The following is a 24,396-nucleotide window of genomic DNA, read 5'->3' on the forward strand; positions in this document are numbered from 1 at the left end:
CTTCTGCACTTGAGGAGTGCACAACGTGCAATCCAGAATCGATCTCAACCTCCTCGTCGCGCTGGACGTCCTCTTGGAGGAGCGCAGCGTCACCGGCGCCGCCGCCCGGCTGCACCTGTCGGGACCGGCGATGAGCCGCACCCTCGGCCGGATCCGCCGGGCCGTCGGCGACCCGGTGCTCGTCCGCTCGGGGCGCGCCCTGGTCCCGACGCCGCGGGCGCTGGCGATCCACGCCGAGGTGCACGAGCTCGTCGTCCGGGCCCGGGACCTGTTCGAGGGCGGCGCGGAGTTCGACCCCGCCTCCCTGGAGGGCTCCTTCGCCCTCCAGGCCGAGGAGGGCACGGTCACCGCGATCGGCGGGCGGCTGCTCCGCCGGGTGGCCGCCGAGGCGCCCGGCCTCACCCTGCGCTTCCTCGCCGAGGGGTCGCAGGACACCCACGCGCTGCGCCGCGACGCGGTGGACCTGGAGCTCGGGGTCATCGATGCCCGCACCCCCGAGACGCGGGTGGAGCCGCTGCTGGACGACGCGATCGTCTCGACGGTGCGGCCGGGCCACCCGCTCGGCGCCCGGCTCGCCGAGCTGGACGGCTGGCTGGAGGCCGACCACCTGGTGTTCTCCCGGCGCGGCCGCAGCACCGGACCGATCGACGAGGCGCTCGCCGCCCTCGGCCGGACGCGCCGCACGATCGGGACGGCGCCGTCGGTCACCGCGGCCCTCGCGATCGCCATGGACACCGACCTGGTGGCGTTCTCCACGGCCCGCCTCCAGCGCCCCCTGGTCGACCGCCTCGGGCTGGTGTCCCATCCGATCCCGCTGGAGCTGCCGCCGCTGCGCTTCGCCCTCGCCTGGCACGCCCGCTACGACAACGACCCCGCGCACGCGTGGCTCCGGCGGCAGGTGAGGGACGTGGTCGCCGAGGTCGCGGGCGCATGACGCGCGGGGCCGGCGCCTGCTGGCAGAATTCCGGCGACCGGGCCTTCCCCGAGGCCGCCCGGAGCCGCAGGGAAGAGAGCCGGAACCGATGAGCGACATCCTGTCCGTACGGGACCTGAACCGGGCGACGCTGGCGCGGCAGCTCCTGCTGGAGCGAGCGGACGTCCCCGTGGCGGACGCCGTCGGCCGGCTGGCGGGCCTGCAGGCGCAGGAGCCCAAACCGCCCTTCCTCGGCCTGTGGTCGCGGCTCGCCGGATTCACCGGCGACACGCTGCACGCCGCCCTGCACGACCGGTCGCTCGTCCGGGCGACGCTGATGCGCGGCACCCTGCACGTCGTCACCGCCGGCCACTACGCCGCTTTCCGCGGCCCGCTCCAGCCCGTGCTCGACTCCGGGCTGAAGGCCCTCGGCGACCGCGCCGACGGCCTCGACCGCGACGCCGTCCTCGCCGCCGCGCGGGAACTGCTGGAGGACGGGCCGCTCACCTTCACCGAGCTGCGGGCCCTGCTCCAGGAGCGCTTCCCCGACGTCGACGAGCGCGCGCTCGGGTTCGTCGTGCGGATGTGCCTGCCGCTGGTGATGGTCCCGACCGAGGACCGCTGGGGTTTCCCCCGCACGGCCCGCTTCACGTCGGCCGGCGCCTGGCTCGGCGCCGCCCCTGATTCCGGGGCGTCCGCCGACGCGCTCGTCCTCGCCTACCTCGCCGCGTTCGGGCCCGCGACGGCCGCCGACGCCCAGACCTGGTCGGGACTCCCGGCCGCAGAGGCGCTGGAGCGGCTCCGCCCGGACCTCGCCGTGTTCGCCGACGACAAGGGCCGCGAGCTGTTCGACCTCCCGGACGCGCCCCGTCCCGGCGGCGACGTGCCCGCCCCGGCGCGCTTCCTGCCCGAGTTCGACAGCCTCGTCCTCGCGCACGCCGACCGGCGGCGGATCATCGCCGACGCGCACCGGCCCGGCCTCACGACCCGCAACCTGCGGGTCCGCGCGACCTTCCTGTGGGACGGCTTCGCCGCCGGGACCTGGGAGATCGAGCGCAAGCGCAGGACCGCCACGCTCCGCCTGCACCCGTTCGAGGAGCTGCCGTCCGGAGCCGCCGCCGGGCTCACCGCCGAAGGCGGGGCGCTGCTCGCCTTCGCCGAGCCCGACGCCGCCGAGACGGCCGTCGAGCTCGGCTGAACCGCCGGGTCCCCTAGCCGATCGAGCGGCCGCGCCCCGCCCAGTACGGCGCCCGCAGGTCCTTCTTCAGGATCTTGCCGCTGGGGTTGCGGGGCAGCGCGTCCACGAGGTCCACCGAGCGCGGCCGCTTGAACCCGGCGAGGCGCTCGCGGGCGTACTCCAGGAGCTCCGCCTCGGTCGGCGCGGTGCCCGGCCGCGGCACGACCACGGCCTTGACGGTCTCGCCCCAGCGCTCGTCGGGCACGCCGATCACCGCCACGTCGGCGACGGCGGGATGGGCGGCGAGCACCTCCTCGACCTCGATCGGGTACACGTTCTCCGCCCCGGTGACGATCATGTCCTTGATCCGGTCGGTGAGGAACAGGTAGCCCTCCTCGTCCAGGTAGCCGGCGTCGCCGGTGCGCAGCCAGCCGCCGCCGGGCAGCAGCCGCGCCGTCTCGGCGGGCCGGTTCCAGTAGCCGGGCGTGTTCTGCGGGGAGCGGACCAGCACCTCGCCGACCTCGCCGGCCGGCACCTCGCCCTCCCCCGCCGGGTCGGCGATGCGGACCTCCACCCAGGCGTAGGGGCGGCCCGCCGACCGCATCAGCCGGCGGCGCGGCCCCTGCGGGTCGTGGTCCTCGGGTTCGAGCTGGACGATCGCGCCGGTCGTCTCGGTCATCCCGTAGAGCTGGAACAGCGGCGCCCCGAAGGTCTCCAGGGCGCGGCGCAGCACCTCGGAGGTGATCGGGGAGGCGCCGTAGGTGATGGCGCGGAGCGCCGAGTAGTCGCGGCCCGCGGCGCCGGGGACCTCGCACATGAACTGCAGGACCGCCGGGACGATGAAGGCGTTGCTGATCCGCTCGCGCTCGAAGGTGTCGACGAGGGCGGCCGGGTCGATGTCGCGGACCAGCACCTGCCGGCAGCCGGCGAACAGGCCGGCGAGCGCCCAGCCGGTGCCGCCGATGTGGAACAGCGGCATCGGCACCAGGCTGACCGACGTCGCGTCCAGCCGCCAGCGCTCGGCCATCCGCTCGCCGACCGAGAAGTTGGTGTTGCTCAGCTGGACGCCCTTCGGGACGCCGGTGGTGCCCGAGGTGTAGAGCTGGACGACGATGTCGTCCGGCGCGCCGACGAAACCGGGGTCCTCGGCGGGGTGTCCGGCGAGCCAGTTCTCGTAGTCGTCGCCGGTGAGGACGACCTGACCGGGAAGGGCCGCGGCGAGGCCCGCGAACTCGGCGTCCACGACCGTCAGCGCCGCGCCCGCGTCCTCGACCACCGCGACGATCTCCGCGGGGGTCAGGCGCCAGTTGACCGGGGCGGTCACGGCGCCCAGCTTGGCCGCGCCGAACAGCAGGTCGAAGAACTCGGGGGCGTTCTTGCCGACATAGGCCACCCGGCTCCCGGCGCCCGCCCCGGCGGCCCGCAGACCCTGGGCGAGCCTGCTGGAACGCTCGTCGAGCTCGGCGTAGGAGAACGTCCGGCCGTCACCGCTCACAGCTGGAGATGCTCCGCGCAGACGGGCATGGTCGCGGACGATCGACACCACCCGGTAATCCACCCGCACTCCCTCCGAATGATGTTCGGTTCGTTGCCGTGACCCTACCCACACCGCTCCGACCTGCGGAAGGGCGGAAGCGGGCGGCGTCGGTCGCGATGACTGCGCGCGCGTGATCCGCTCCGAATAGTGATCTATCCGATACCTGGGTTCGTTGAAAGATCCACGGATTCAGCGCAAGCTGTCTCCGACGCCCGCCCCGCCGTGCAACCGACCGCTGACAGGACGCGCCATGTTCGAGATCTGGGAGACGAGCGAACCCGCCCGCCTCATCAGCGACGCCGGGACGCTGAAGGTGGCCCTGGAGAAGGTGGACACGATGTGCCGCCTCCGGCACGACCAGGCGGTGGCGCACATCGAGGCGCCGGGCGACGGCTACCACTTCGAGATCCGCGACGAGGGCGGCAAGCCGCTGGCGAGCCTCACCTACGTCCCCGACACCACGCGCGACTACCGCAGCGTCGTGAACGCGGAGCTGCGCGGCGACTGACCCGCGACACGCGGATCCTCTCGACCCGAACCCCTTTCCATCAGGCTCTCTCCATCGGACCTTCTCCGCCGGACCCTGTCTGCCGGCCTCTCTTTCCGCCGAGCCTCTCTCACCAGGCGCCAGATTCACCGATCCCTGAGGGGCGACCGGCCAGGTCGCGCGCCAGCTCCGCTACTTCCGCCGCGTCCGCTCCGCCCACCGCACTCGTTGCACCGGAGCTCCCGCCCGCCCCTGCCCGCTCCAGGCGGCTCCGCCCCATGCCGACGCGCCGCCGCGACATCCGTCCTGAGGGCCATGTCGGCCGGTTCATGGAAGGATCGGACGACGTCCTGGCGGGTGGCAGGCGTCCTGACGGGGAGGCGGATGTGAGTCACGGCGGCCGCTCGGCCGACGATCTGATCGCCGAAGCGCTGCACGAACGGGGCGGGCCCGGCCCGGATCCGGACGTGTGGCCTCCCGAGGCGGAGGCCAGGCTCGCCGCGCATCTCCACGGCGCCCTCGCCGAGGCCGAGCGGCGCGGATGGCGGTCAGCCGACCTGGACTCCTACGTCCTGCGCATGCTGTCGGCGCGGCACCTGCGTCTTCTGCGCGGTGGGCGCGGCCTTCGCGGTGGCTCCCGGACGACGTGCATCTCCGGCGCGCTGGACCTGCTGCGCCTGCTTCGGTCGCTTCCTCGCCTGCCGAGCCTCAGCGCGCTGGCCGCCGCACCGGGGGCCGATGCGGGTGTGGACGTCCGCGTCCTCGGTCGGGTCAGGGCCCTGCTCGCCAAGGCCGAGTCCACCGAGTTCCCCGAGGAGGCCGAGGCGCTGAGCGCCCGCGCGCAGCAGCTCATGGCCCGGCACAGCATCGACCGGGCGCTGCTGTCGGCACGGACCGGTACCGGCGACGCTCCGTCGGGCCGCCGGGTGGCCGTGGACAATCCGTACGACGGCCCGAAGGCCGCACTGCTGACCGTGGTGGCGGACGCCAACCGCTGCCGGGCCGTCTGGCACCGGGAGCTGGGGCTCGCCACCGTGCTGGGCTTCCCCGCCGACCTCGCCGCCGTCGAGGTGCTGTTCACCTCGCTGCTCGTCCAGGCCACGGCGGCGATGCTGCACGCCGGTCCGCGCCGCGACGCGCTCGGAAGGTCCCGGACGCGTTCGTTCCGGCACGCCTTCCTCAACGCCTATGCGGCGCGTGTGGGCGAGCGTCTGCGCGAGTCCGCGGGAGCGGCGGTCGCCGAGGCGGGCGGGAAGGATCTGCTTCCCGTGCTCTCGCGCCGAGATGAGGCCGTGCGCCAGGCCGTGGACTCGTTGTTCCCGAATCTCTCCAAGGGCCGGGCCAGGACCGTTTCGAACCATGAGGGCTGGGCTGCCGGGCGGGCGGCTGCCGACCGCGCCAGCCTGGACGGTCTTGCGGCGGTGGCCGGACCGTCCCGAGTCCCCCCGGGGGGCTAGGGGGACCCGGCTAGTCCTTCTTGCGACGCGTGTTGCCGCCTCGCCCGCGCAACGGGACGCCGGCCTCCTTCAGCACGTTGTAGATGAACCCGTAGGAACGGCCGGTCTCCGCGGCCAGGTCGCGGATGCTCTCGCCCGAGGCGTAGCGCGGGGCGAGCTCGGCGGCCAGCTGCGTGCGTTCGGCCCCGGTCACCCGGGTGCCCCTCGCCAATGTGCGGCTCACGTGTACCTCCTAGGTCGGCCGGGCTGCGGATCAACTCCGCAGCTCACAGCACTGTTGATCTACCCAACGTACACATTGCCCGCAAATACACCGCACCTACCACGGTAAACGGCACAAGATCGGCCGAAGTCGGTCGATTTCACGGTTCACCGTGTGTCGGCACTGGACAGATCGGCCTGGTCATGATTCCGTCACTCACGGTCAACGCCCCCGGCATCCTCCCTGGTGAGAGCGCGCCTCATCGACACAGGTCGGCCGACATGGACACGGAGCGTCACAAGATCGGCATCGGCTCCACCGCGGTCTCCTGCGATGCGGCCTCGCGGGCGGTCAGATCCGATCGCCGCAGGGCGAAGCGGGGCGGGTCGAAGGGGAGCAGGGACCGCTCCTCAAGGCCGTCGACGATGAGCAGCTCACCGGGTTCCATGAGGCGCCAGCCGGGGTGGTCGTCCATGGGCTCGCTGGCGATCACGACGGCCGGGACCGGGCCGTGGGCGCCCACCGCGCGCCCCGGGCCGCTGACGCCGCCCTGCCCGGGGGACAGCACCCACAGCTCGTTGGAGGCCGGGTAGCGCAGAGCCCACAGCCGCCCGGCCTCGGCGATGAGCAGGTTGAGGGCGAACAGCGGCAGTTCGCGGCCGATCCGCCCGACGGCCTCGATGATGCCCTGCGTGGTGTCGCCGGTCCTGCGGATCTGGGCGGTGACGTAGGCGAACACCATCTCGGAGTCGGTCTCGCCGGCCACATGCGCGAGGTCGACGTCGGTCAGCCACGATCGGATGGTCTCCATCCCCTTGACGACCCCGTTGTGCGCGAACAGCCGGTCGTTCATCACGAAGGGGTGGCAGTTGTGCACCGTCAGGCCGCCGACGGAGGCGTCCCGCACATGCCCGACGAAGGTGTGCGACCGCACGTTGCGAGCGTGCAGCGCGAAGTCGAAGCTCTCGAAGGCCGCGATGGGCGCCCGATCGCGCACGGGCTCCCCGCCCAGGGAGAACCAGCCGAGGCCGGCGCCGTGCGGCATGCGGTGGCTCTGCGCCCGCAGACTCTGCGAGGCGTCCAGGAGCCAGTAGGCGGCGCCGACGCGCGGCCCACCGGTACTCATCGCGAACAGGCGGCACATGCGCCGTCACCTCTCTGTCACCTTGAAGCCGACTCATCTCCGGCCCGGGAGCACGGGAGGTTCCGGGCGGAAGCCGTACCGCCCACCGGCGGCAGGCCCGAACCCGCCGGGCGGCCCCGCGACGGACGCCACGCCTTAACAACGGGTGATGGCAAATTTACCCTACGTTGTTTCTCCTGTCCGACACTTGCGACGAGAACCCTCTGAGCACGAGATCGGCCACAAGACCACCGACTTCCCTCCAAGCGCCCCCTCTCCCCACCCCCACACCACCATTCCGCCGCCGACTCCCCCGCCAAGCCCAACCCCCGTCCCGTCCCGCCCTGCCCTGCCCTGCCCACCGTCGCACCCCGCCGCGCTACTTCCTCGCGCTGAGCGCTGTCCCGTGATCCCGCGAGGCCGAGGGTCATGCCGTGTCCGGGTCGGCGCCGATGGCGCCGACCGAGCGAAGCGAACGCCCCAGGTCTCCGGTCAGGATGCGAGGATGGTGCCGCCACCACCACAGGTCGGGGCCGGGCAGCCTGTGGAACTCATCGAGCGCTCGGCCGTCGTCGTGGATGCTCGCGGCCTTGAACCGCGCGTCCAAGGCTTTGATCCGCGGGGTCCAGAGCTGGACGAGGTGTTCGTCCAGCAGGAGCCACGCCTCGTGAAGCCAGTTCCGGCAGTAGAGGTCGTTGGCGTACTCGTCCACGTCGTCCCCATAGCCGTGCTCGATGGCGCTCACCAGCGCGGCCCACGCGTTCACCCTCTCTGCGACCGTGAACGCCGTCCTCCAGCCGCGCTGGCACAACAGCTCCCCCACCTGGGTTTCAGTAGCCACGGACGTGAGGCTCTCATGACGCATCCGTTGGGCGACCGAGGGGCGTCCAGGCAGAAGCCGGCGATCCCGAACCATGACCAAGTGGGGCGATCTCCCGGTGATGGTGCGATCACAGCGTCGGAGCCTTTCTGGACAGCCCCACTCAGCGGACCGAGCCCGAGGCGCTTCGAAGAACCACCGGCGCTCCACCGACCACCAGGTCGCCATCGACGCCGACACCCGCCTGGTCATCGTGGTCGGCCGACCGCTCACCGGACACCGCAACGACTGCAAGGCATGGGACGAACCTGGCGCCAAGGCCGCCGTGGCAGCACCGTTACGTTCGCCGGCGGCGGCCACCCGAGGCATCGGACTCGTCATCCCGCGCATCCCCTCGCCGCACGCCATGCACCAAACCCCGTGCCCCATGCACCACACCCCGCGTGCCGCACGCCGTGCGCCGCCGTCAACACAACGGGCGTTGCATCTCATGTCAGCCGTTGGCGCGTTTGCATCTCGTGCCGCATGTCGCTTCTACGCATGAGGCACCCGGGTCCTTGGATCTCGTCCTACACGCGCCGCAGGCTGCTTCTGCGCATGAGGCGATGGGCGTCCTTGCTTCTCGTACTGCGTGCTTCGCGTTCGGTGGTTCGTGCGGGACCTTCGTGGGGGCTCCTTGGGGTGGTATGGGGTCGAGGGCTAGATAGACGGTCGTCCTTGCTCACGGGGGCGGGTCGGTCAGCAGTTCCCTCAGTTCGCTGCGCGCTCCGGTCAAGGCGCGGAGGGCCCGGCGTCCCTCAGATATCTCGGGCGGCTCGTCCACGGTCGTTTCGAGGTAAGCGGTGCAGCAGATCAGCCACTCGCGCAGGATCCTCGTGCACTGTCCCTCACGTTCGCGAGCCTTGGTGAGGGCGATGGCGCGGTGTTCTTCGGTCACCCGTGCGCGCAGTTCGGAGTTGTCGGCCAGCGCGCGGACCTCGGCCGATGAGTAGCGTCCGAGCTGGTCCACGGCCAGGCCCCGCTCGTCCGCGACGCGCTCGAACAGTGCCTTGGGCCAAGCCAGGATGCGTGCCGCTCCGGCGGCGTTGACGGTGTCCAGCAGCGGCCCCTTGCGGGCTCCGACGACCTCGGTGACCGTCTCGCCGTCCAGGTCGTCGATGTCGCGCAGGAGGTAGACGGGATTGCTCTGGTAGGTCCCGGCCACCGCGAGGTCGCCCCGGGCCACCAGCACCTCGATGTCGGACCTCTCGACATCGGTCCGCACCCGCGCCGCGAGACGCTGCGCCGCCTTCTCCGCCCCGATCGGAGGGACGTCGCCGAACCGGCCGACGATGTCGGCCGCCCTGTCGGCGAAACGATCGGCCGCGGACCCGGTCCAGCGGCCCGTCGCCGGGTCCGGCGGAGGGATCAGGTCGTGCTCGCGCGCGAGGCGGAACTGCCAGGGGGCGAGACCGAGGCGGTCGGCGAGGCGGCGGGCGCCGTAGATCTCGTTCATCGGAACTCCTTCGGGTAGGTGTCGCCGTTCTCACCAGGGTCGGCGGACGCCGACCCGCCCGAAAGTGGAATCGTGTTCTGTGGATAACCCGGCCAGGCTCGTGCCATGACGACGTTCGGTCTCGGGCTGGCGGCACTCGGCAGGCCCGCCTATATCAATGTGGGACGCGCGGAGGCGCTGCCCGCGGAGCGCAGCGTGGACGCGATGCGGGCGGCCTCCTGGGCCGTCCTCGACAGCGCGTACGACAGTGGGGTCCGATGGGTGGACGCCGCGCGCTCGTACGGTCTGGCCGAGGAGTTCCTCGCGGGATGGTTGGATCGGCGAGGCCACCGGGACGTCACCGTCTCCAGCAAGTGGGGCTATGCCTATGTGGGCGGCTGGCGCCTGGACGCCGAGGTCCACGAGGCCAAGGAACACAGCCTGGCGCGCTTCCGGCGGCAGTACCGGGAGAGCCGAGAGCTGCTCGGCGGGCACCTGACCGTCTACCAGGTGCATTCCCTCGTCCCCGACAGCCCGCTCTTCGAGGACGGACCGCTTCTGGAGGCGCTCGCCGCGGCCGCCGCCGACGGCGTGCGCATCGGCTTCTCCACCTCGGGCCCCGGACAGGCGAGGACGATCCGGCGCGCGCTCGACGTGGAGGTGTCCGGCCGCCCGCTGTTCTCAACGGTCCAGTCGACGTGGAACCTGCTGGAGCCCTCGGTCGGGCCGGCGCTCGGCGAGGCCCGCGCACGCGGCCTGCACGTGATCGTCAAGGAGGGGCTGGGCAACGGCAGGCTGGCCGTCGAACCGCCGGCGGCACTGCACCGGCTCGCCGACCGCCTCGGCGTGACGGCCGATGCCGTCTCCCTCGCCGCCATCGCCGCACAGCCCTGGGCCGGCACCGTGCTCAGCGGCGCCGCGGACCCCCATCAGCTGATCTCCAACCTGCGTGCCGGCTCCCTCGCCTTGGGCCGCGGCGACCTCGACGCCCTTTCTTCGCTGTCCATGGACCCCGAGCGCTACTGGGCCGAACGCGGGCGCCTCCCGTGGTCGTGACCCGAGGATCGATCGCGGGATCGGGCCGGCGGAGTCGTCGAACCGCACGGCTGCGGATCGCTGAGATCCTTCTCACTTGCCTTCCCGGCTCGTGTCTCGTCGCCGAAGGCCCGATCACCGCTCTTCGCATGCCGCACGGGTAAAGCGCGCCGTCCGCTGCCGTTTGTCCTTCGGCTCGGGGCCGGGCGAGCATGGGGCATTTCTCAAGATCCCTTGACAGAAGGCGTCTTTCCCCGTTGACGACCTGTGAGACAAGTCATGAACCGGGGGTCGGCTTTCGTTTCCTGCCGGCTTTCGCCGCCTCCATCAAGGACCCGGCGTTCTCCCAGAGGCCGTCTCACCTGGGCGCTTTTGCCGGTGAGCCATGTCACTCGCGGCGGCCTCCCTGTTCCACGCCGGGGCCGGGGCCGCCGGATCCACCCGCATGATCGCGCGGATACGATGAAAGGCGGAACGTCTACGCAGGTGTGGACGGAGTTGGGAGCGAGCGAGTATGTCCGATTTCGAGCTCAACCACGCGGGCGGCCGGATGCCCCTCGAGGTGACTCAGGCGAGCGAGGGACCAGCGGGTCTCGGCATCGCCAGCCTGCTCAAGGAGACGGGCAACGTCACCCTCGACCCGGGCTTCACCAACACCGCGTCCACCACGTCGGCGATCACCTACATCGACGGCGAGGCGGGGATCCTCCGCTATCGCGGATACCCGATCGAGGAGCTCGCGGAGAAGTCGTCCTTCCTGGAGGTCGCCTACCTGCTCATCTACGGTGAGCTGCCGACCTCCGACGCGCTGTACGCCTTCAGCGACAAGGTGCGCCACCACACGCTCCTCGACGAGAAGTTCCGCGCCTTCTTCTCGGCCTTCCCGCGCCGCGCGCACCCGATGGCCGTGCTGTCCTCGGCGGTCAGCGCGCTGTCGACCTTCTACCAGGACAGCCTGGACCCCTTCGACGACGAGCAGGTCGACCGCTCCAGCGTCCGGCTCATCGCCAAGCTGCCGACCATCGCCGCCTACGCCTACAAGACCTCGATCGGCCAGCCGCTGCTCTACCCGGACAACTCGCTCGGGTACGTGGAGAACTTCCTGCGGATGACCTTCGGGCTGCCCACCCAGTCCTACGAGATCGACCCCGAGATCGTCCGGGTGCTGGACATGCTGTTCATCCTGCACGCCGACCACGAGCAGAACTGCTCGACCTCGACGGTGCGCCTCGTCGGCTCCAGCCAGGCCAACCTGTTCTCCTCGGTGTCGGCCGGCGTGGACGCCCTGTTCGGCCCGCTGCACGGCGGCGCCAACCAGGCCGTCCTGGAGATGCTGGAGAACATCCACGAGAACGGCGACGACGTGGACTCCTTCGTCCGCCGTGTGAAGGACAAGGAGCCCGGCGTCAAACTGATGGGCTTCGGGCACCGGGTCTACCGCAACTACGACCCGCGCGCCGCCGTGGTGAAGAAGGCGACGGGCAAGGTCCTGGAAGCGCTCGGCAAGTCCGACCCGCTGCTGGACCTGGCGATGCGCCTGGAGGAGGTCGCCCTCAGCGACGACTACTTCGTCGAGCGCAAGCTGTACCCGAACGTCGACTTCTACACCGGCGTGATCTACAAGGCGATGGGCTTCCCGACCAACGCCTTCACCGTCCTGTTCGCGCTCGGCCGGCTGCCCGGCTGGATCGCGCAGTGGCGCGAGATGATGAACGACCCGACCACCAAGATCGGGCGCCCGCGCCAGGTCTACACCGGTCCGACGGAGCGGCACTACACCGACCTGTCGGGGCGCTGACCGACCGACCTCACCGGGGCCGGGCACCTTCGCGGGTGCCCGGCCCCGGTGTTCTCCGTTCGGTGACGACTTCCACACTCCGAGTTATCCACAGAACGTCGTTCTACTGTTCTCGCACCGCCGGCGACCGCACCCTGGATTCGTAACCCCCGGACCGAGGAGGCGGAATGTCCGACACCATCACGCTGACCGTTCCCGACCTGGCGGCGGCCCACTTCGTGGTCGAGACCAGCGCGGCGCGCGTCCCGGCGAAGGCCCTCTCGGCCCTCGGCGCACCGTTCTCGGCCGAGGCCGGCCGGCGGCTCGGCACCGCCCGTTTGTCGATCTCCGAGTATCCGGTGGGCGAGTCCCCGTGGCGCATGCCGCGCACCGGCCTGCCGGGCGCCACCCGGCACGTCGCCGTCAGCGCCGTCCTGCGCGGGGCCGACCGGCCGCTCGGGCTGCGCCTCGCGCGGGCCCTGGCGCGCGCGATCGCCCTGCACACCGACGGCGTCGCGGTCGACATCGACAGCGGCGCCGTCCTCGCCCCGCATCCCGAACGCGCGGTCTTCGCCCTCGCCGACGAATGGCTCGGCGTCGACCTCCCGCCCTACCGCGCCGGCGGGCGGTGCACCGCCGACGAAGAGGACGCCGACGGATGCTCGTGCGTGGAGCTCACCACGACGGGGCTGCGCCGCTTCGGCCTGCCCGAGCTCCGCATCTCCGGCGTCTCCTGCCTGCACGATCTCGCGGCCCTGAACCTGCTCCGCGCGGCCGCCCAACGGCTGCTGCCGCTCGCCTCCACGCCTGGCGTCCATGTCCTGCCCGCCGAATTCCCTCTCGGCAGCGACGACTTCGCCGCCTACTGGGGGACGCCCACCGATCCCTGGCGCGGCGGCCCCGTTCCGGTGCGGCTCACCACGCACACGCCCCACCTCCTCGGCATCGCTCCCCCGACGCGGTTCCCCGGATCGCTCAACCGCTGGCTGTGGGACGAACTGCCCTCGCCGCTCTACGACGCCCTCTCCTCCGCACCCGCCCCCGAGCCCCTCCGGGCGGTCGCATGACGCACGCCACCCGCCTACTCCTCTTTCCTTGAGTGCGCATGGCCTCTCTTGAGTGCGCACGGCTTCTCTTGGAGGTGCGCAGCACAGACTTTCAGTTCGCTGCTGTGACTACCGCCGCGTTCACTCGGTTGTTGCAGGACTCAGTAGCCATGACCTTCTGCTGCTAGCAGGTGCCGGCGTTCTCCGGGGTTCGTCTGGAGGTCAGAGCATGGCTCGATTCATACTCGTTCTGGCTGCAGGTCGTTGGAACCGCGATCCCAGGAGGAGGACGGTGTCAGACCGGGTGCATCATCTGGCGGGCTCGGATTTATCGGCTGTGATGTGGTCGGCCAAGGCCGGAGGCAAGGGGTACGGGCTTTCTGCCGGCAGGAGTGCCCTTGCCCGGGTGATCTTTCCGTCCTGGAGGAGGCGGTGGATTCTGCGGGCGAGAGGGGTGAGGTCTTCGATCGCCAGTGTCCATTCATCGACGTAGGAGGCGACGATGTGCCGGCTCAGACCCACCTGGATGCTCCGCTCCTCCAGTTTCGCGCCGCGCAGGGATCGCTCCGGGTCCCACTGGATGCGCACGGGGGCCTCTCTCACGGCCCGCCTCCATTCGGAGGTGTCGGTGTAGCGGCGGCGATCCGGATGGCTCAAGGCCGCTTGGGAAAGGGCTTCCTCCCACCCGGTACGGGTGATGCGGATCGCGAGGATCATTTCCTGGCCCGGCTTGCGGGCCCAGCCGCTGCGCGCCATGAGCCACAGGAAGGACGGCTTGATCCAGGTCATGCGGGACCGGGAGAAAGGCGGGATGAAGTGGCCCGCGGCCACGGCCGGCTCGGCAATGGCGGGAGCGTACGCCTGATAGACGGTGATGGACTCGCTGTCGTACCGGGCTCGAATCGTGTTCGTCATGGCACGGACGAGCATCGGGGACACAAGAGCTCTACCTCAACGGGTTTTGGAGGGAGCGAAGGCGCACAGAGTGGCGGTGGCCTACCGACGCGGGGCCAAGGCGAGGGGAGCGCGGCGGCGCGTTGAAAGCGCGTCGGCTCGAAGAAGTAGGGGCGAGGTGACAGGTCGAGGCTTGAGCGAGAGCGAAGCATGAGCGCATTGGGCACGCGCCGGCTCGATGGAGTGCAGCGAGGTGCGGGCACGACGCCACAAGAGACACAGCGGTGCAAGGGGCGCGGCGACACGAGGGGACTTCACGACACGAGGGGACTTCACGACACGAGGGGGCGCGGCGGCGCGAGGAGGAATGCGGAGGCGCAAGGAGGAGTGCGGCGGTGCGAGGAGATGCCTGGCGCTGTAGGGGCGCGGTGGCGCGTATGAGTTCGGGCGGGGAGAGAAAGAAGGGGTAGAGGGAGCGGTGAGGGAGGGGCGGGGTTAAGGGTGGTGTTTGTGGGGGTGTGGGGTTTTCGGAGGGGTGCGGGAGGGGGGTGACGTCTGGGGCGCGTTGGGGTTGGCACGGGAATTTGGCCGGGATCGGCCGTGGTGGCTCCGCCGCGGCCCGTGCGGGCCGCGGCGGAGCCGGTCTCCGGGCCGCTGGGTCAGCTCGCCCGCAGGTAGGCGGTGCGAACGGTCAACCGTTCGCGCATCCGGGCGATGGCCTCCGGCAGGTCGGGCGCGGCGGCCTGGGCGCGCAGGCGGCGGCCCTCGACCTCGACGACGGCCTGCGCGAGCGCGGGTTGCGGCAGGTCTCCGCCGGGCACCACGCTCAGCGTGACGCGGACGGCGTCCACCTCGGCGTCGGTGCCGTGCAGCGCCTCGCGGACGGCGCGCTCGGCGGCGGCGCGCTCGCCGTCGCCGACGTCGCCCGAGGTCAGGAAGCCGATGTCGGGCAGGATCGCATTCATTGGTCCCCCTTGTCAGTCTTCGGCAGGCGGGTGGCGCCGGAGTCCCCGGCGCCTACAACGTTGACTGCCGAGCGGCTCCCGCGGTTGCCCCCGAACCGGGTAACCTCCATCACGAGGCCCGCGTCACAGGGTTCCGCGCGGCGCCCGAGCCCGGTCCTCCCACAAGTACGGCGTGATCCTCTAGCATGGACGTGCCGTTTCCGCCCATGGCGGTCCCACCGACTGGCTGGTGAACCTTGCCCCAGGATGCAGCTCTACCGATGCCTCCGTCCGATGACGGGCCCACCGGCCGGTTGATCGACTACCCGCGGCGCGGCGGGCCGACCGTGCTGCGCATCCTGCTCGGCGCCCAGCTGCGGCGGCTGCGCGAGGCGCGGGGCATCTCGACCGAGCAGGCGGGCTACGAGATCCGCGGCTCGCACTCCAAGATCAGCCGGATGGAGCTCGGCCGCGTCGGGTTCAAGGAGCGCGACGTGTCCGACCTGCTCACCCTGTACGGGGTGAGCGACACCGGCGAGCGCGCGGCGCTGCTGGAGCTGGCCCGCGAGGCCAACACCCCCGGCTGGTGGCACCAGTACGGCGATGTGCTGCCGCAGTGGTTCGAGACCTTCCTCGGTCTGGAGGAGGCGGCCTCGCTGCTGCGCAACTACGAGCTGCAGTTCGTGCCCGGCCTGCTGCAGACCGAGGAGTACGCGCGGGCCTGCGTGCGCCTCGGCTTCCCCGACGCCGGCGACGAGGACGACGTCGAGCGGCGCGTGAGCGTGCGGATGACCCGGCAGGCCCGGTTCACCTCCCCCGGCGCGCCGACCACGCTCTGGGCGGTCGTGGACGAGAGCGTCGTGCGGCGCCCCCTCGGCGACGCGCGGGTGATGCGCCGCCAGCTGGAGCACCTCGTCGAGATGTCGGAGCTGCCGAACGTGACGCTGCAGGTCGTGCCGTTCGGCGCGGGCGGCCACGCGGCGGCCGGCGGCCCGTTCACGATCCTGCGGTTCGCCGAGCCGGGCCTGTCGGACGTGGTGTTCCTGGAGCAGCTCACCAGCGCCCTGTACCTGGACAAGCCGACCGACGTCGACACCTACATGCGGGCGATGAACAACCTCTGCATCACCGCCATGCGCCCCGACCACACCGTGGCGTTCCTCAAGGAACTGCTGGCCGATTATTAGCCGCCGCCCCGCTGGGCAAGGATCCGGTGAAGATCCGCAGCCGAGCGAGGGAGGACGCATGCTGTTCGGCAGGGAGCACGTCGAGCGCTACCAGGAGACCGGCGGCGCCGAGGGGCACGACTGGCAGGGCACGACGGTGCTGCTGCTCACCACGACGGGGCGCCGCAGCGGCGAGCCGCGCACCACGCCGCTGATCTACCAGGAGGACGGCGACGACCACGTCGTCGTCGCGTCCAAGGGCGGCGACCCGAAGCACCCGCTCTGGTACGAGAACCTGAGCGCCGACCCGAAGGTGCGGGTGCAGGTCCGCGACGAGGTGTTCGACGCGCGGGCGCGGACCGCGACGGCCGAGGAGCGGCCGCGGCTGTGGGCGAAGATGGCCGCGACGTGGCCCGCCTACGACGAGTACCAGGCCAAGACCGACCGGGAGATCCCGATCGTGGTGCTGGAGCGCGTCTAGCGGCGCGCGACTTCCGCCCGCCGGGCCCGGACGTGTAGCGTCGTGTGGGAACATTCGTTCGACCGCTGTCCGTCCGAGGCCCCGAGGTGCTGTGGTGCCGGAGTCCCAGAGCGTGTGCGCCACCGATCCGCCCCCGCCCGCCCTGCTGCGCCGGTGGGGGCTGGCGGGCGCGGAGGCGACGGCGCCGGGACGCTGGCGGGCGCGCGGGGCGGGCGCGGAGTACCTCCTGCGCCGCCATGCCGCGCCCGACCGCAAGCGCATCGTGTTCCGCCACGGCCTCACCGCGGCGCTGGACGCGTCGGGGCTGCCCGTGCTCGCGCCCGTCCCGGCGCGCACCGGGCGCACGCTGGTGACGAGCGGCGGCGCCGGCTACGAGCTGTTCCCGTGGGTGACGGGGCGCCGCCGCGAGGGCCTGGAGCTCACCTACGGGCAGTGCGAGCGGCTCGGCGAGCTGCTCGGGGCGTTGCACGTCGCGCTGGACGAGCACACCCCGCCCGTCCAGCAGACGATGCTCCTGCCGACGCCCCGCGCCGCCGACGCCGTCGCGCGCGCGGAGGAGCTGCTCGGGGCCGTGCCCGACGACGGCACCGACTTCGCCGCGCTGACCGCCCGGCGGCTCCGCGAGCGGCTCGCGCTGCTCGCCGAGTTCGCCGACTTCCGGCCGCCCGAGCTCGACTCCAGCCTGGTCGGGCACCTGCACGGCGCGTTCGGCCCCGGGTGCCTGCGCTACGGCGGGTCGGGCAACGTCACCGCCGTCCTCGGCTGGGACGGGCTGACGACCGGTCCCGTCGCCGGCGAGGTGGTGCGCGCGGCCGTCGCGCTGTTCGCCGCCCCCGACGAGCGGGGCCTCGACGCCGAGCGGGTGCAGGCGTTCGTGCGCGGGCACCGGTCGATGTTCCCGCTGGACCCCGAGCAGCTGCAGTCCGCGGTGCACCGCACCTGGTGGGAGCTGCTCTGCGACGTGGCGCCGCTGCGGCACCGCGCGCCCGGCGGACGCGGCGCGGCGGCGCTGGCGGCCTGGTGGTCCGAGCGGCTCGACCTCACGCTGGAGCTGTTCCCGGCGCCCTACACCGCGCCCCCGGTGGAGAGTCCCGCCTACGGGTAGGGTGGCGAAATGATCTCTGTGGCACTGCTGGGCACCGGCATCATGGGCACCGCGATGGCGCCCAACCTGATCAAGGCCGGGCACGCGGTGACCGTGTGGAACCGGACGGCCGAGCGGGCGGCGCCGCTCGCCGCGCACGGCGCCACGGTCTCCACCTCGCCCGCCACCGCCGTCTCCGACGCCGACGTCGTCCTCACGGTCCTGAGCGACGGCGACGCCGTCCTGGAGACCATGCGGGCCGCCGCCGCGGGCCTCCGCCCCGGGCAGGTGTGGGCGCAGATGAGCACGGTCGGCGTCGCCGCCGTCGAGCCGCTCGCGGCCTTCGCCGCCGAGCACGGCCTGACGTTCGTGGACGCGCCGGTGCAGGGCACCAAGGCGCCCGCCGAGCAGGGCAAGCTGATCATCCTGGCGGCGGGGCCGCAGGACGCGCGCACGGCGCTGGAGCCGGTGTTCGGCGCGCTCGGGCAGCGGACGCTGTGGCTGGACGAGGACGGCGCGTCCGGCGCCGGCTCGCGGCTGAAGCTGGCGGCGATCTCCTACGCCGTCTCGTTCACCGCCGTCATCGGCGAGGCCGTCGCGATCGCCGAGGGCCTCGGCCTGGATCCGGCGCTGTTCGGCGAGGTGGTGTCGGGCGGCCCGCTCGACAACGGCTACCTGCAGACGAAGATGAAGGCGATCCTGAGCGGCGACCTGGAGCCGAGCTTCACCGTCCGCAACGCCGAGAAGGACATGCGGCTGGTCGTGGAGGCGGGCGAGGCCGCCGGGTTCCGCGCCGACATGGCCGAGGCGACGCGCGCGCGGCTGCGGCGCGCGGACGAGCAGGGCCACGGCGGCGAGGACATGGCCGCCGCCTACTTCGCCAGCCGCCCCGAAGCGGGCCCGTCCACCACCACCGCGTAGCCCGACCGGCCGCCCGGCCGCAGCTCCACGACGGCGCCGTTGGGGATGAGCAGCGTCCCGCCGAGCCGCTCGTAGGTGCGCATGTCGGCGGCGGACGGCTCGGCGGTCCCCGTCGCGAGCGTCCAGATGACGGCGCGGATGAACATCGCGTGGCTGAACACCGCGACCGGGCCGTCGGCGGGCAGGGCCGCGAGCCGTTCGAGCATCGCGCGGGCGCGGCCGATCAGGTCGCGGAACGACTCGCCGTCGCCGCCCTCCACCAGGTCGGGGTCGCAGCGCCGCCAGTACGCCTCGGCGAACGGGCGGCGCTGCTCGACCGTCGTCTGCGGGCCGTGCAGGGCGCCGAGGTAGGTGAACTCCTGGACCGGCCACTCCTCGCACGGGACGTCGGGGAACCGCGCGATCGTCGGTGCGGCCGTCTCGCGGGCGCGCCGGAACGGCGACACGGCGATCAGCGCGGGCGGGGCGTCGAACCGGGCCGCGACGCGCCGCGCCTCGGCGTGGCCGAGCTCGGTGAGCGGTGCGGCGCCCGGCCCGTTGGTGGGCAGTCCCGCGTTCGACTCGCTCTGCCCGTGGCGGATCAGCCAGGCCCGCGGCCCCGTGTCCCCCGTCATGGGGTGTCCCCGATCATGACGTCCAGGCTCGCACGCGGGCGCGCCGCCGTCGAACCCCGGCGCCGGGACGCGAGGATGGCGGCATGGAGGTACTCAGCAGCCGCGTCCTGCTCCGCCCCGACGACGCCGGGAAGAGCCAGCGGTTCTATCGCGACGTCCTCGGCCTCGCCGTCTACCGCGAGTTCGGCCCGCCCGACGCGCCGGGGATGGTGTTCTTCCTCGGCTCGGGGTTCCTGGAGGTGTCCGGGCACGGCGGCGGCGCGCCCGGCGGCACCACGATGCTGTGGATGCAGGTCCGCGACGTGCGCGCCGAGCACGCCCGGCTCGCCGAGGCCGGGGTGCCCGTCGTCCGCGAGCCGCGGCAGGAGCCGTGGGGCCTCGTCGAGATGTGGATCGAGGACCCGGCCGGCGTGCGGATCGTCCTCGTGGAGATCCCCGACGACCACCCGCTGCGCCGCGACCAGCGCGGCTGAGCCCGCGCCGGAACGTCGGTGGCGGCGGCTACCCTCCGGGAGCATGACGCTGGAGGCGGACGCGCTGGAGGCGCGGATCGGCGAGCTGCGCGCCGCCGTGCGCCGGTCCATGGCCGCCGGCGACCGCGCGACCGCGCGGCGGCTCCGCGCCGAGCTGCGCGAGGCCGAACGCTCCTGGGACGCCGCCGTCCTCGGCGGCGGCCCGCCCGCGCGTCCCGGCCCGCAGGTCCGCGAGCAGGCGCTGCGGGCCCTCGACGTGCTCGGCGCGCCCGCCGCCCCGCGGCTGGTCGCGGCGGTGCACGCGGCGCTGCACGGCGGCGACATCACCGGGTCGCGGCTGGCGAACCTGCGGCGCGACGAGGAGCGCGCGTTCCGCTCGGCGCCGCACGCCCGCGCGCACTACGTGTGCGCGGCGCTCACCGCCGACCTGCTGGCGCCCGCGCGCGGGCTCCTGACGGTCGGTTCCTGGCCGCTGGAGCGCCGCGTCGTCGGGCGGCTGAGCGCCCGCACCGACTTCCTCACCGCCGCGATCCGCCTGGCCGGGCACCCCCGGCACGGCGAGCCGGCCGTGCAGCGGCTGCTCTGGCGGTTCGCGGCCAACATCCCGGGCGCGTCCGGTGGCGCGCTCGGTACAGTCGACGCGGCGGCCCTGGCCGCGGCCGCGCAGGCGGAACTGGACGTGCATCTCGGCGCCGACCGGCGCGAGCGGGCCGCGGCGGCGGCCCGCGCGGCCCGGCTGGGCGACGCCGAGCGGCTGTTCGGCCACCGCCTGCGGGCCCTGCGCGCCGCGTCCGGCGGACTTCCCCACGACCCATCCGACGGAGAACGACGATGACCGACACCGCGCCGGCGCTGGACCGGCTGCGCGGCGACGCGCCCCCGCGCAACCACGACGCCCGCACGATCGCCGCCCTCACCGCCAATCCCGGCTGCGCCCGGCGCGGCCTCATGGACGCCGCCGGCGTCGACAAGGACGCCGTCGCCCGCCATCTCGGCTTCCCCGCGCCGTTCGGCCAGTCGCAGTTCGCCATCACCCGCGGCAACGGCTTCGAGCAGCAGGTGAAGGAGAACGGCTGCGCCGAGCTGCTCACGCTGCTGCGCGAGCGCGCCGGCCTGGACGTCGCCGAGGTCGCCTACGACGACCTGGAGGTCGTCGCGGGCGGCGAGGGCCGCGAGCTGCGGCACGCCCGCACCCGGGCGCTCCTCGGGCGGGCCCTGGACGGCGACGCGGGCACCCTGTTCGACCATCCCCTGCTGAAGCTCGACATCGCCGGGCAGCCCGCCTACCTGGAGCCCGACGTCATCGCCTTCCAGCTCGCCGGGCGGTTCCACGTCGTGGAGATCAAGTCGTTCGCGGTGATCGACGGGCAGGCCGAGCCCGAGCAGGTCGCCGCCGCCGCCCGGCAGGCCGCGGTGTACGTGCTCGCGCTCCGCCGCCTCGTCGCCGAGCTCGGGCACGACCCCGCGCGGGTGTCGCACGAGGTGTTCCTCGTCTGCCCGGAGAACTTCTCCAACCGGCCCACCGCGACGGCGCTGGACGTCCGCCCGCAGCTGGCGACCGTCGAGCGCCAGCTCGCCCGGCTCACCCGCGTCGACCGGCTGGTCGAGGCGCTGCCCGACGGCCTCACCTTCGCGCTCGGCGAGGAGCTGCCCGAGACGGTGCGGGCGGTGGAGGCGCGGTACGCGCCCGAGTGCATGGCGAGCTGCGAGATGGCGATCTTCTGCCGCGACGAGGCGCGCGCCTGCGGCGCCACCGGCGTGCTCGGCCGGTCGGTCCGCGACGACCTCGGCGGCGTCGACTCGGTCGCCGCCGCGCTGGAACTGGCCGACGGCACGCGGGAGGCGCCGCCCGAGCTCGCCGAGCTCGCCGGGCAGCTGCGCACCGCCGCGCGGCTCCGCGCCGAGGCCCTGCAGCTCGCGGCCGCGGGCGGCGTCGCTTGAGCGTGCTGACGTCCCTCGCCCAGGTGCAGGCCGCCGCCGCGGGCGTGGCGCAGCCGGTCGCGACCGTCCGGCACTGCCACCTGGCGGCGGCGCCCCTGGTGATGGTCCCGCTGAAGATGGCCGGGGAGGCGGCGGCGCCGCTCGCGGTGATGCTCGGCAGCGACCGCGCCGCGCCCGAGCTGCTGGCCGTCCCGCAGCCCCGCAACCGCGACCTGCGGTTCGCCTTCGCCGCCGAGTTCGCCAAGCTCGTGCTGGAGCACGTGGCGGCCAACGTCGGCGCCGCCGAGTCGCTCGGCGAGGGGAAGGACGGCGAGGAGCGCGTCCGCTACACCGAGGCGCCGCAGATCCTGCTGCCCAACCGGGGCGGCGTCGGGTTCCTGCGGCTGCTCGGGCGCTCCACCCGGTTCCGGCGCACCGAGGGCCCCTACGCGGTGGAGCCGGCGGTGCCCGCGCTCGGCCGCTGGCTGACCTGGTACGCCGACCGCCACGACCGGCCCGGCTCGTCGCTGCTGCTGACGATGACCGAGACGCTGCGGCTGCACTGGGCGACCGGGCAGAGCTCGCTGGAGGACGGCAACCTCGCCGCGCTCGTCGGCTGGATCGACCCGCCCGACGGCCTGGACGGCCCGGCGGCGGCGCGCCGCGCCGAGGACCCGGTCGCGAGCCCGCCGGCCGGTCCCGCGACCGACCCGACGTTCGACAACGAGGTGCTGGCGCCCGCGATCGCCGCCTACGACGGCGCCGGCCGCGACCCGCGCGCCGAGGAGCGCGTCCGCGACGCGCTGCGCGGCCAGCTCGCCCCCACCTGGGACCTGATGTGGCGGTCGGTCGACCTGCTGCGCACCCTGCCCGAGGGCGGCAGCGTCGCGCGGCGCTGGGAGCGCGACCGCGACGGTTTCACCTGGTTCCACCGCTCGTTCGCCGAGAGCCTCCCCCAGCCGCGCCGCGACATCGCCGTCCGCGCGGCGCGGCGCCTGCACGACCTGGAGCGCGCCCAGGACGCCTACGAGGCGCAGCGCGCCTTCGACGACCCGCTGGTCATGATCGAGCACCGGCTGAACGGGCTGGCGTTCGGCGGCGTCGTCGTCGGCGGCGACCCCGCCCGGCTGGACGAGAGCGGCAAGCGGCCGAAGCTCCGCCCGCACCTGCTGGTCGCCACCGGCGACCCGGTCCGCCTCGACCCCGGCGCGACCGTGGTGAACGCGGCCCGGCCCGGCCTGAAGGGCAGGGTGCTGGAGGTCGGCGCGGACGGCGTCCTGGTCGAGCTGACCGGCGGGATGGGGCGCGGCCTCGTCCCGGCGGCGGGCTCGGTGCCGCAGGTCGGCGAGCGGGTGGTGTTCACCTCCCTCACCGAGGGCTCGTTCGGCCCGGCCCGCTTCCCCGAGGCCGAGGACACCCCGTGGACGCACGGCGGGCCGCCCGCCGAGTACGTCCCGACCGACGAGGACGCGCAGGAGGACTGGTCGTGACCGCAGCCGACGCCCTCGCCCCGGGCGACGCCGCCGAGGCGGTCGTCGCGGCGGTGCTCGCCGACCTCGGCCGCGGCCACCGCGGCGTGATCGTGGACTCCCCGCCGGGCGCCGGCAAGTCCACGCTGGTGGTGCGGGCGACCGCGCACCTGGCCGCCGCCGGCGACCGGCTGATGATCGTCGCGCAGACCAACGAGCAGGTCGACGACCTCATCGAGCGGATCGCCGCCAAGCACCCGCACCTCGGCGTCGGGCGGCTGTCGGCGGCGACCTACGCCCCGTCCGCGCGGGTCCTCGCGCACCCTCAGGTCCGCGTCGCGCAGAAGGCCGACGACCTCGCCGAGCAGCCCGTCGTCATCGCCACCGCCGCCAAGTGGGCGACGCTCACCGACGGCTCGTGGACGTGGGCGATCGTGGACGAGGCGTACCAGATGCGCTCGGACATGCTGCTGCGCATCGCGGGCCGCTTCGACAAGGCGCTGTTCGTCGGCGACCCCGGCCAGCTCGACCCGTTCTCCACCGTCGAGGTCGAGCGGTGGGCCGGGCTGACCTGGGATCCGATGCGCAGCGCGGTGTCGGTGCTGCTCGCGCACAACCCCGACCTGCCGGTGCACCGGCTGCCGGTGTCGTGGCGGCTGCCGGCGTCCGCGGCGCCCGTGGTGGCGCGGGCGTTCTACCCCTTCACCGGGTTCCGGTCGGGCACCGGACCCGGCGACCGCCGCCTGGAGCTGCGCGCCGGCGGCATGGGCACCGCGCACGACCGGGCGCTGGAGGAGGCCGCCGCGTCCGGATGGGCCCTGTACGAGCTGCCCGCCCGGCACACGCTGCGCACCGACGCCGAGGCCGTCCGGGCGACCGCCGCGCTCGCCGTCCGGCTGCTGCAGCGCGGGCCCGTCGCGCACTCCGAGCAGGGCTCCGCCGAGGTCGGCGCCGACCGGATCGCGATCGGCGCGGCGCACCGCGACCAGGTCGCGGCGATCCGCGCCGCGCTCGGCGAGGAGGGCGCGGGGATCACCGTCGACACCGCCAACCGGCTGCAGGGCCGCGAGTACGACGTCACCGTGGTGCTGCACCCGCTGTCGGGGCGGCGCGACGCGACCGCGTTCCACCTGGAGGCCGGGCGGCTCTGCGTGCTGACCTCGCGGCACCGGCACGCCTGCGTGGTGGTGGCGCGGGCCGGGATCCCCGAGCTGCTGGACGCCCACCCCTCGACCGAGCCGGTCCGGCTCGGCGTGCCGGTGAAGTTCCCCGACGGCTGGGAGGCCAACCAGGCGGTGCTGGCGCACCTGGCCGAGCACCGCGTCGCTGCGGGCTAGGGGCGCGCCCGCCGCACCGGGAGCGCGGGGCCGCCGGGCCGGATA

At 73.3% G+C, this 24,396-nt stretch carries 24 protein-coding genes and 1 pseudogene; 17 read left to right on the top strand and 8 right to left on the bottom strand.

Annotated elements, in window-relative coordinates:
• The first annotated feature begins 25 nt into the window (after window positions 1–25).
• Together K1Y72_RS27445 and K1Y72_RS27450 are read left to right on the top strand one after the other, a co-directional pair.
• Entirely contained in the window at window positions 26–934 is a 909-nt protein-coding gene (locus K1Y72_RS27445) for a LysR family transcriptional regulator (protein ID WP_220169373.1), read from the top strand.
• A gap of 88 nt (window positions 935–1,022) precedes the next feature.
• Window positions 1,023–2,111 (top strand): winged helix DNA-binding domain-containing protein, encoded by a 1,089-nt coding sequence (locus K1Y72_RS27450; protein ID WP_220169374.1) that lies wholly within the window; start codon window positions 1,023–1,025, stop codon window positions 2,109–2,111.
• Between the two features lie 13 nt (window positions 2,112–2,124).
• Here the strand turns inward: K1Y72_RS27450 and K1Y72_RS27455 are convergent, their stop codons facing one another.
• On the bottom strand, window positions 2,125–3,699 hold the full coding sequence (locus K1Y72_RS27455; RefSeq protein WP_308287254.1) for a long-chain-fatty-acid--CoA ligase: 1,575 nt from the start codon (window positions 3,697–3,699) through the stop codon (window positions 2,125–2,127).
• A 178-nt stretch (window positions 3,700–3,877) separates the two neighbouring features.
• On the opposite strand from K1Y72_RS27455, the gene K1Y72_RS27460 reads away from it, so the two are divergent.
• Both K1Y72_RS27460 and K1Y72_RS27465 read left to right on the top strand, forming a co-directional pair.
• Window positions 3,878–4,135, top strand: a complete 258-nt coding sequence (locus K1Y72_RS27460; RefSeq protein WP_220169376.1) for a hypothetical protein — start codon at window positions 3,878–3,880, stop codon at window positions 4,133–4,135.
• A gap of 257 nt (window positions 4,136–4,392) precedes the next feature.
• Window positions 4,393–5,571 (top strand): DUF2786 domain-containing protein, encoded by a 1,179-nt coding sequence (locus K1Y72_RS27465; RefSeq protein ID WP_220169377.1) that lies wholly within the window; start codon window positions 4,393–4,395, stop codon window positions 5,569–5,571.
• 10 nt (window positions 5,572–5,581) lie between these two features.
• On the opposite strand, the gene K1Y72_RS27470 is transcribed toward K1Y72_RS27465, so the two are convergent.
• The 3 genes from K1Y72_RS27470 to K1Y72_RS27480 form a co-directional block, all read right to left on the bottom strand.
• The gene (locus K1Y72_RS27470) at window positions 5,582–5,794 is read right to left on the bottom strand and encodes a helix-turn-helix domain-containing protein (protein ID WP_220169378.1); all 213 of its coding nucleotides are present in this window, start codon (window positions 5,792–5,794) and stop codon (window positions 5,582–5,584) included.
• 274 nt (window positions 5,795–6,068) lie between these two features.
• Complete coding sequence (locus K1Y72_RS27475) at window positions 6,069–6,917, bottom strand: class II glutamine amidotransferase (RefSeq protein WP_220169379.1); 849 nt, start codon at window positions 6,915–6,917, stop codon at window positions 6,069–6,071.
• 406 nt (window positions 6,918–7,323) lie between these two features.
• Window positions 7,324–7,737, bottom strand: coding sequence for a hypothetical protein (locus K1Y72_RS27480; RefSeq protein WP_220169380.1), 414 nt, complete (start codon window positions 7,735–7,737; stop codon window positions 7,324–7,326).
• A 166-nt stretch (window positions 7,738–7,903) separates the two neighbouring features.
• Between K1Y72_RS27480 and K1Y72_RS27485 the strand changes: the two are divergent.
• Window positions 7,904–8,101 (top strand): annotated as a pseudogene (locus tag K1Y72_RS27485) (IS5/IS1182 family transposase); the annotation flags it as partial.
• Window positions 8,102–8,437: 336 nt separating this feature from the next.
• Here the strand turns inward: K1Y72_RS27485 and K1Y72_RS27490 are convergent.
• Complete coding sequence (locus K1Y72_RS27490) at window positions 8,438–9,211, bottom strand: hypothetical protein (RefSeq protein ID WP_220169381.1); 774 nt, start codon at window positions 9,209–9,211, stop codon at window positions 8,438–8,440.
• Between the two features lie 105 nt (window positions 9,212–9,316).
• Between K1Y72_RS27490 and K1Y72_RS27495 the strand changes: the two genes are divergently transcribed.
• The 3 genes from K1Y72_RS27495 to K1Y72_RS27505 all read left to right on the top strand — a co-directional run bounded on the left by K1Y72_RS27495 (window position 9,317) and on the right by K1Y72_RS27505 (window position 13,069).
• On the top strand, window positions 9,317–10,246 hold the full coding sequence (locus tag K1Y72_RS27495) for an aldo/keto reductase (protein ID WP_220169382.1): 930 nt from the start codon (window positions 9,317–9,319) through the stop codon (window positions 10,244–10,246).
• A 493-nt stretch (window positions 10,247–10,739) separates the two neighbouring features.
• Window positions 10,740–12,023, top strand: a complete 1,284-nt coding sequence (locus tag K1Y72_RS27500) for a citrate synthase (protein ID WP_220169383.1) — start codon at window positions 10,740–10,742, stop codon at window positions 12,021–12,023.
• Window positions 12,024–12,190: 167 nt separating this feature from the next.
• Entirely contained in the window at window positions 12,191–13,069 is an 879-nt protein-coding gene (locus K1Y72_RS27505; RefSeq protein WP_220169384.1) for a hypothetical protein, read from the top strand.
• A 288-nt stretch (window positions 13,070–13,357) separates the two neighbouring features.
• On the opposite strand, the gene K1Y72_RS27510 is transcribed toward K1Y72_RS27505, so the two are convergent.
• Complete coding sequence (locus K1Y72_RS27510; RefSeq protein WP_258573937.1) at window positions 13,358–13,978, bottom strand: DUF4291 domain-containing protein; 621 nt, start codon at window positions 13,976–13,978, stop codon at window positions 13,358–13,360.
• Between the two features lie 623 nt (window positions 13,979–14,601).
• The gene (locus tag K1Y72_RS27515) at window positions 14,602–14,907 is read right to left on the bottom strand and encodes a hypothetical protein (RefSeq protein WP_220169385.1); all 306 of its coding nucleotides are present in this window, start codon (window positions 14,905–14,907) and stop codon (window positions 14,602–14,604) included.
• Between the two features lie 260 nt (window positions 14,908–15,167).
• Here K1Y72_RS27515 and K1Y72_RS27520 point away from each other — a divergent pair, with 260 nt between their 5' ends.
• From K1Y72_RS27520 to K1Y72_RS27535, 4 genes are all read left to right on the top strand, one after another.
• Window positions 15,168–16,073, top strand: a complete 906-nt coding sequence (locus K1Y72_RS27520) for a Sco1979 family transcriptional regulator (RefSeq protein WP_220169386.1) — start codon at window positions 15,168–15,170, stop codon at window positions 16,071–16,073.
• 58 nt (window positions 16,074–16,131) lie between these two features.
• Window positions 16,132–16,533: a nitroreductase family deazaflavin-dependent oxidoreductase gene (locus tag K1Y72_RS27525; RefSeq protein ID WP_220169387.1), complete on the top strand. Its 402-nt coding sequence runs from the start codon at window positions 16,132–16,134 to the stop codon at window positions 16,531–16,533.
• 94 nt (window positions 16,534–16,627) lie between these two features.
• Window positions 16,628–17,638: a phosphotransferase enzyme family protein gene (locus K1Y72_RS27530; protein WP_220169388.1), complete on the top strand. Its 1,011-nt coding sequence runs from the start codon at window positions 16,628–16,630 to the stop codon at window positions 17,636–17,638.
• Between the two features lie 9 nt (window positions 17,639–17,647).
• Entirely contained in the window at window positions 17,648–18,538 is an 891-nt protein-coding gene (locus K1Y72_RS27535) for an NAD(P)-dependent oxidoreductase (protein ID WP_220169389.1), read from the top strand.
• Here the strand turns inward: K1Y72_RS27535 and K1Y72_RS27540 are convergent.
• Window positions 18,490–19,152: a histidine phosphatase family protein gene (locus K1Y72_RS27540; protein ID WP_220169390.1), complete on the bottom strand. Its 663-nt coding sequence runs from the start codon at window positions 19,150–19,152 to the stop codon at window positions 18,490–18,492. The genes K1Y72_RS27535 and K1Y72_RS27540 overlap by 49 nt on opposite strands.
• 83 nt (window positions 19,153–19,235) lie before the next feature.
• Between K1Y72_RS27540 and K1Y72_RS27545 the strand changes: the two genes are divergently transcribed.
• The 5 genes from K1Y72_RS27545 to K1Y72_RS27565 are packed head-to-tail and all read left to right on the top strand — an operon-like array spanning window position 19,236 to window position 24,351.
• On the top strand, window positions 19,236–19,625 hold the full coding sequence (locus K1Y72_RS27545) for a VOC family protein (protein ID WP_220169391.1): 390 nt from the start codon (window positions 19,236–19,238) through the stop codon (window positions 19,623–19,625).
• Window positions 19,626–19,668: 43 nt separating this feature from the next.
• Window positions 19,669–20,460, top strand: a complete 792-nt coding sequence (locus K1Y72_RS27550) for a hypothetical protein (protein ID WP_220169392.1) — start codon at window positions 19,669–19,671, stop codon at window positions 20,458–20,460.
• Window positions 20,457–21,566: a hypothetical protein gene (locus K1Y72_RS27555; RefSeq protein ID WP_220169393.1), complete on the top strand. Its 1,110-nt coding sequence runs from the start codon at window positions 20,457–20,459 to the stop codon at window positions 21,564–21,566. Before K1Y72_RS27550 ends, K1Y72_RS27555 begins: the two co-directional genes overlap by 4 nt.
• A gap of 2 nt (window positions 21,567–21,568) precedes the next feature.
• Window positions 21,569–23,035, top strand: a complete 1,467-nt coding sequence (locus tag K1Y72_RS27560; RefSeq protein WP_308287256.1) for a hypothetical protein — start codon at window positions 21,569–21,571, stop codon at window positions 23,033–23,035.
• Window positions 23,032–24,351, top strand: a complete 1,320-nt coding sequence (locus tag K1Y72_RS27565) for an AAA domain-containing protein (RefSeq protein WP_220169395.1) — start codon at window positions 23,032–23,034, stop codon at window positions 24,349–24,351. Before K1Y72_RS27560 ends, K1Y72_RS27565 begins: the two co-directional genes overlap by 4 nt.
• Window positions 24,352–24,396 lie beyond the last annotated feature (45 nt).

This window comes from Actinomadura parmotrematis, assembly GCF_019458805.1.
Taxonomy (GTDB): domain Bacteria; phylum Actinomycetota; class Actinomycetes; order Streptosporangiales; family Streptosporangiaceae; genus Spirillospora; species Spirillospora parmotrematis.

Excerpts from the sequence above, each read along its gene's own strand:
- K1Y72_RS27520 (WP_220169386.1), top strand. The coding sequence starts at position 15,168 with ATGCCTCCGTCCGATGACGGGCCCACCGGCCGGTTGATCGACTACCCG.
- K1Y72_RS27450 (WP_220169374.1), top strand. The coding sequence starts at position 1,023 with ATGAGCGACATCCTGTCCGTACGGGACCTGAACCGGGCGACGCTGGCG.
- K1Y72_RS27540 (WP_220169390.1), bottom strand. The coding sequence starts at position 19,152 with ATGACGGGGGACACGGGGCCGCGGGCCTGGCTGATCCGCCACGGGCAG.
- K1Y72_RS27505 (WP_220169384.1), top strand. The coding sequence starts at position 12,191 with ATGTCCGACACCATCACGCTGACCGTTCCCGACCTGGCGGCGGCCCAC.
- K1Y72_RS27500 (WP_220169383.1), top strand. The coding sequence starts at position 10,740 with ATGTCCGATTTCGAGCTCAACCACGCGGGCGGCCGGATGCCCCTCGAG.
- K1Y72_RS27525 (WP_220169387.1), top strand. The coding sequence starts at position 16,132 with ATGCTGTTCGGCAGGGAGCACGTCGAGCGCTACCAGGAGACCGGCGGC.
- K1Y72_RS27495 (WP_220169382.1), top strand. The coding sequence starts at position 9,317 with ATGACGACGTTCGGTCTCGGGCTGGCGGCACTCGGCAGGCCCGCCTAT.
- K1Y72_RS27510 (WP_258573937.1), bottom strand. The coding sequence starts at position 13,978 with ATGCTCGTCCGTGCCATGACGAACACGATTCGAGCCCGGTACGACAGC.
- K1Y72_RS27515 (WP_220169385.1), bottom strand. The coding sequence starts at position 14,907 with ATGAATGCGATCCTGCCCGACATCGGCTTCCTGACCTCGGGCGACGTC.
- K1Y72_RS27465 (WP_220169377.1), top strand. The coding sequence starts at position 4,393 with ATGCCGACGCGCCGCCGCGACATCCGTCCTGAGGGCCATGTCGGCCGG.
- K1Y72_RS27550 (WP_220169392.1), top strand. The coding sequence starts at position 19,669 with ATGACGCTGGAGGCGGACGCGCTGGAGGCGCGGATCGGCGAGCTGCGC.
- K1Y72_RS27535 (WP_220169389.1), top strand. The coding sequence starts at position 17,648 with ATGATCTCTGTGGCACTGCTGGGCACCGGCATCATGGGCACCGCGATG.
- K1Y72_RS27555 (WP_220169393.1), top strand. The coding sequence starts at position 20,457 with ATGACCGACACCGCGCCGGCGCTGGACCGGCTGCGCGGCGACGCGCCC.
- K1Y72_RS27545 (WP_220169391.1), top strand. The coding sequence starts at position 19,236 with ATGGAGGTACTCAGCAGCCGCGTCCTGCTCCGCCCCGACGACGCCGGG.
- K1Y72_RS27475 (WP_220169379.1), bottom strand. The coding sequence starts at position 6,917 with ATGTGCCGCCTGTTCGCGATGAGTACCGGTGGGCCGCGCGTCGGCGCC.
- K1Y72_RS27490 (WP_220169381.1), bottom strand. The coding sequence starts at position 9,211 with ATGAACGAGATCTACGGCGCCCGCCGCCTCGCCGACCGCCTCGGTCTC.
- K1Y72_RS27460 (WP_220169376.1), top strand. The coding sequence starts at position 3,878 with ATGTTCGAGATCTGGGAGACGAGCGAACCCGCCCGCCTCATCAGCGAC.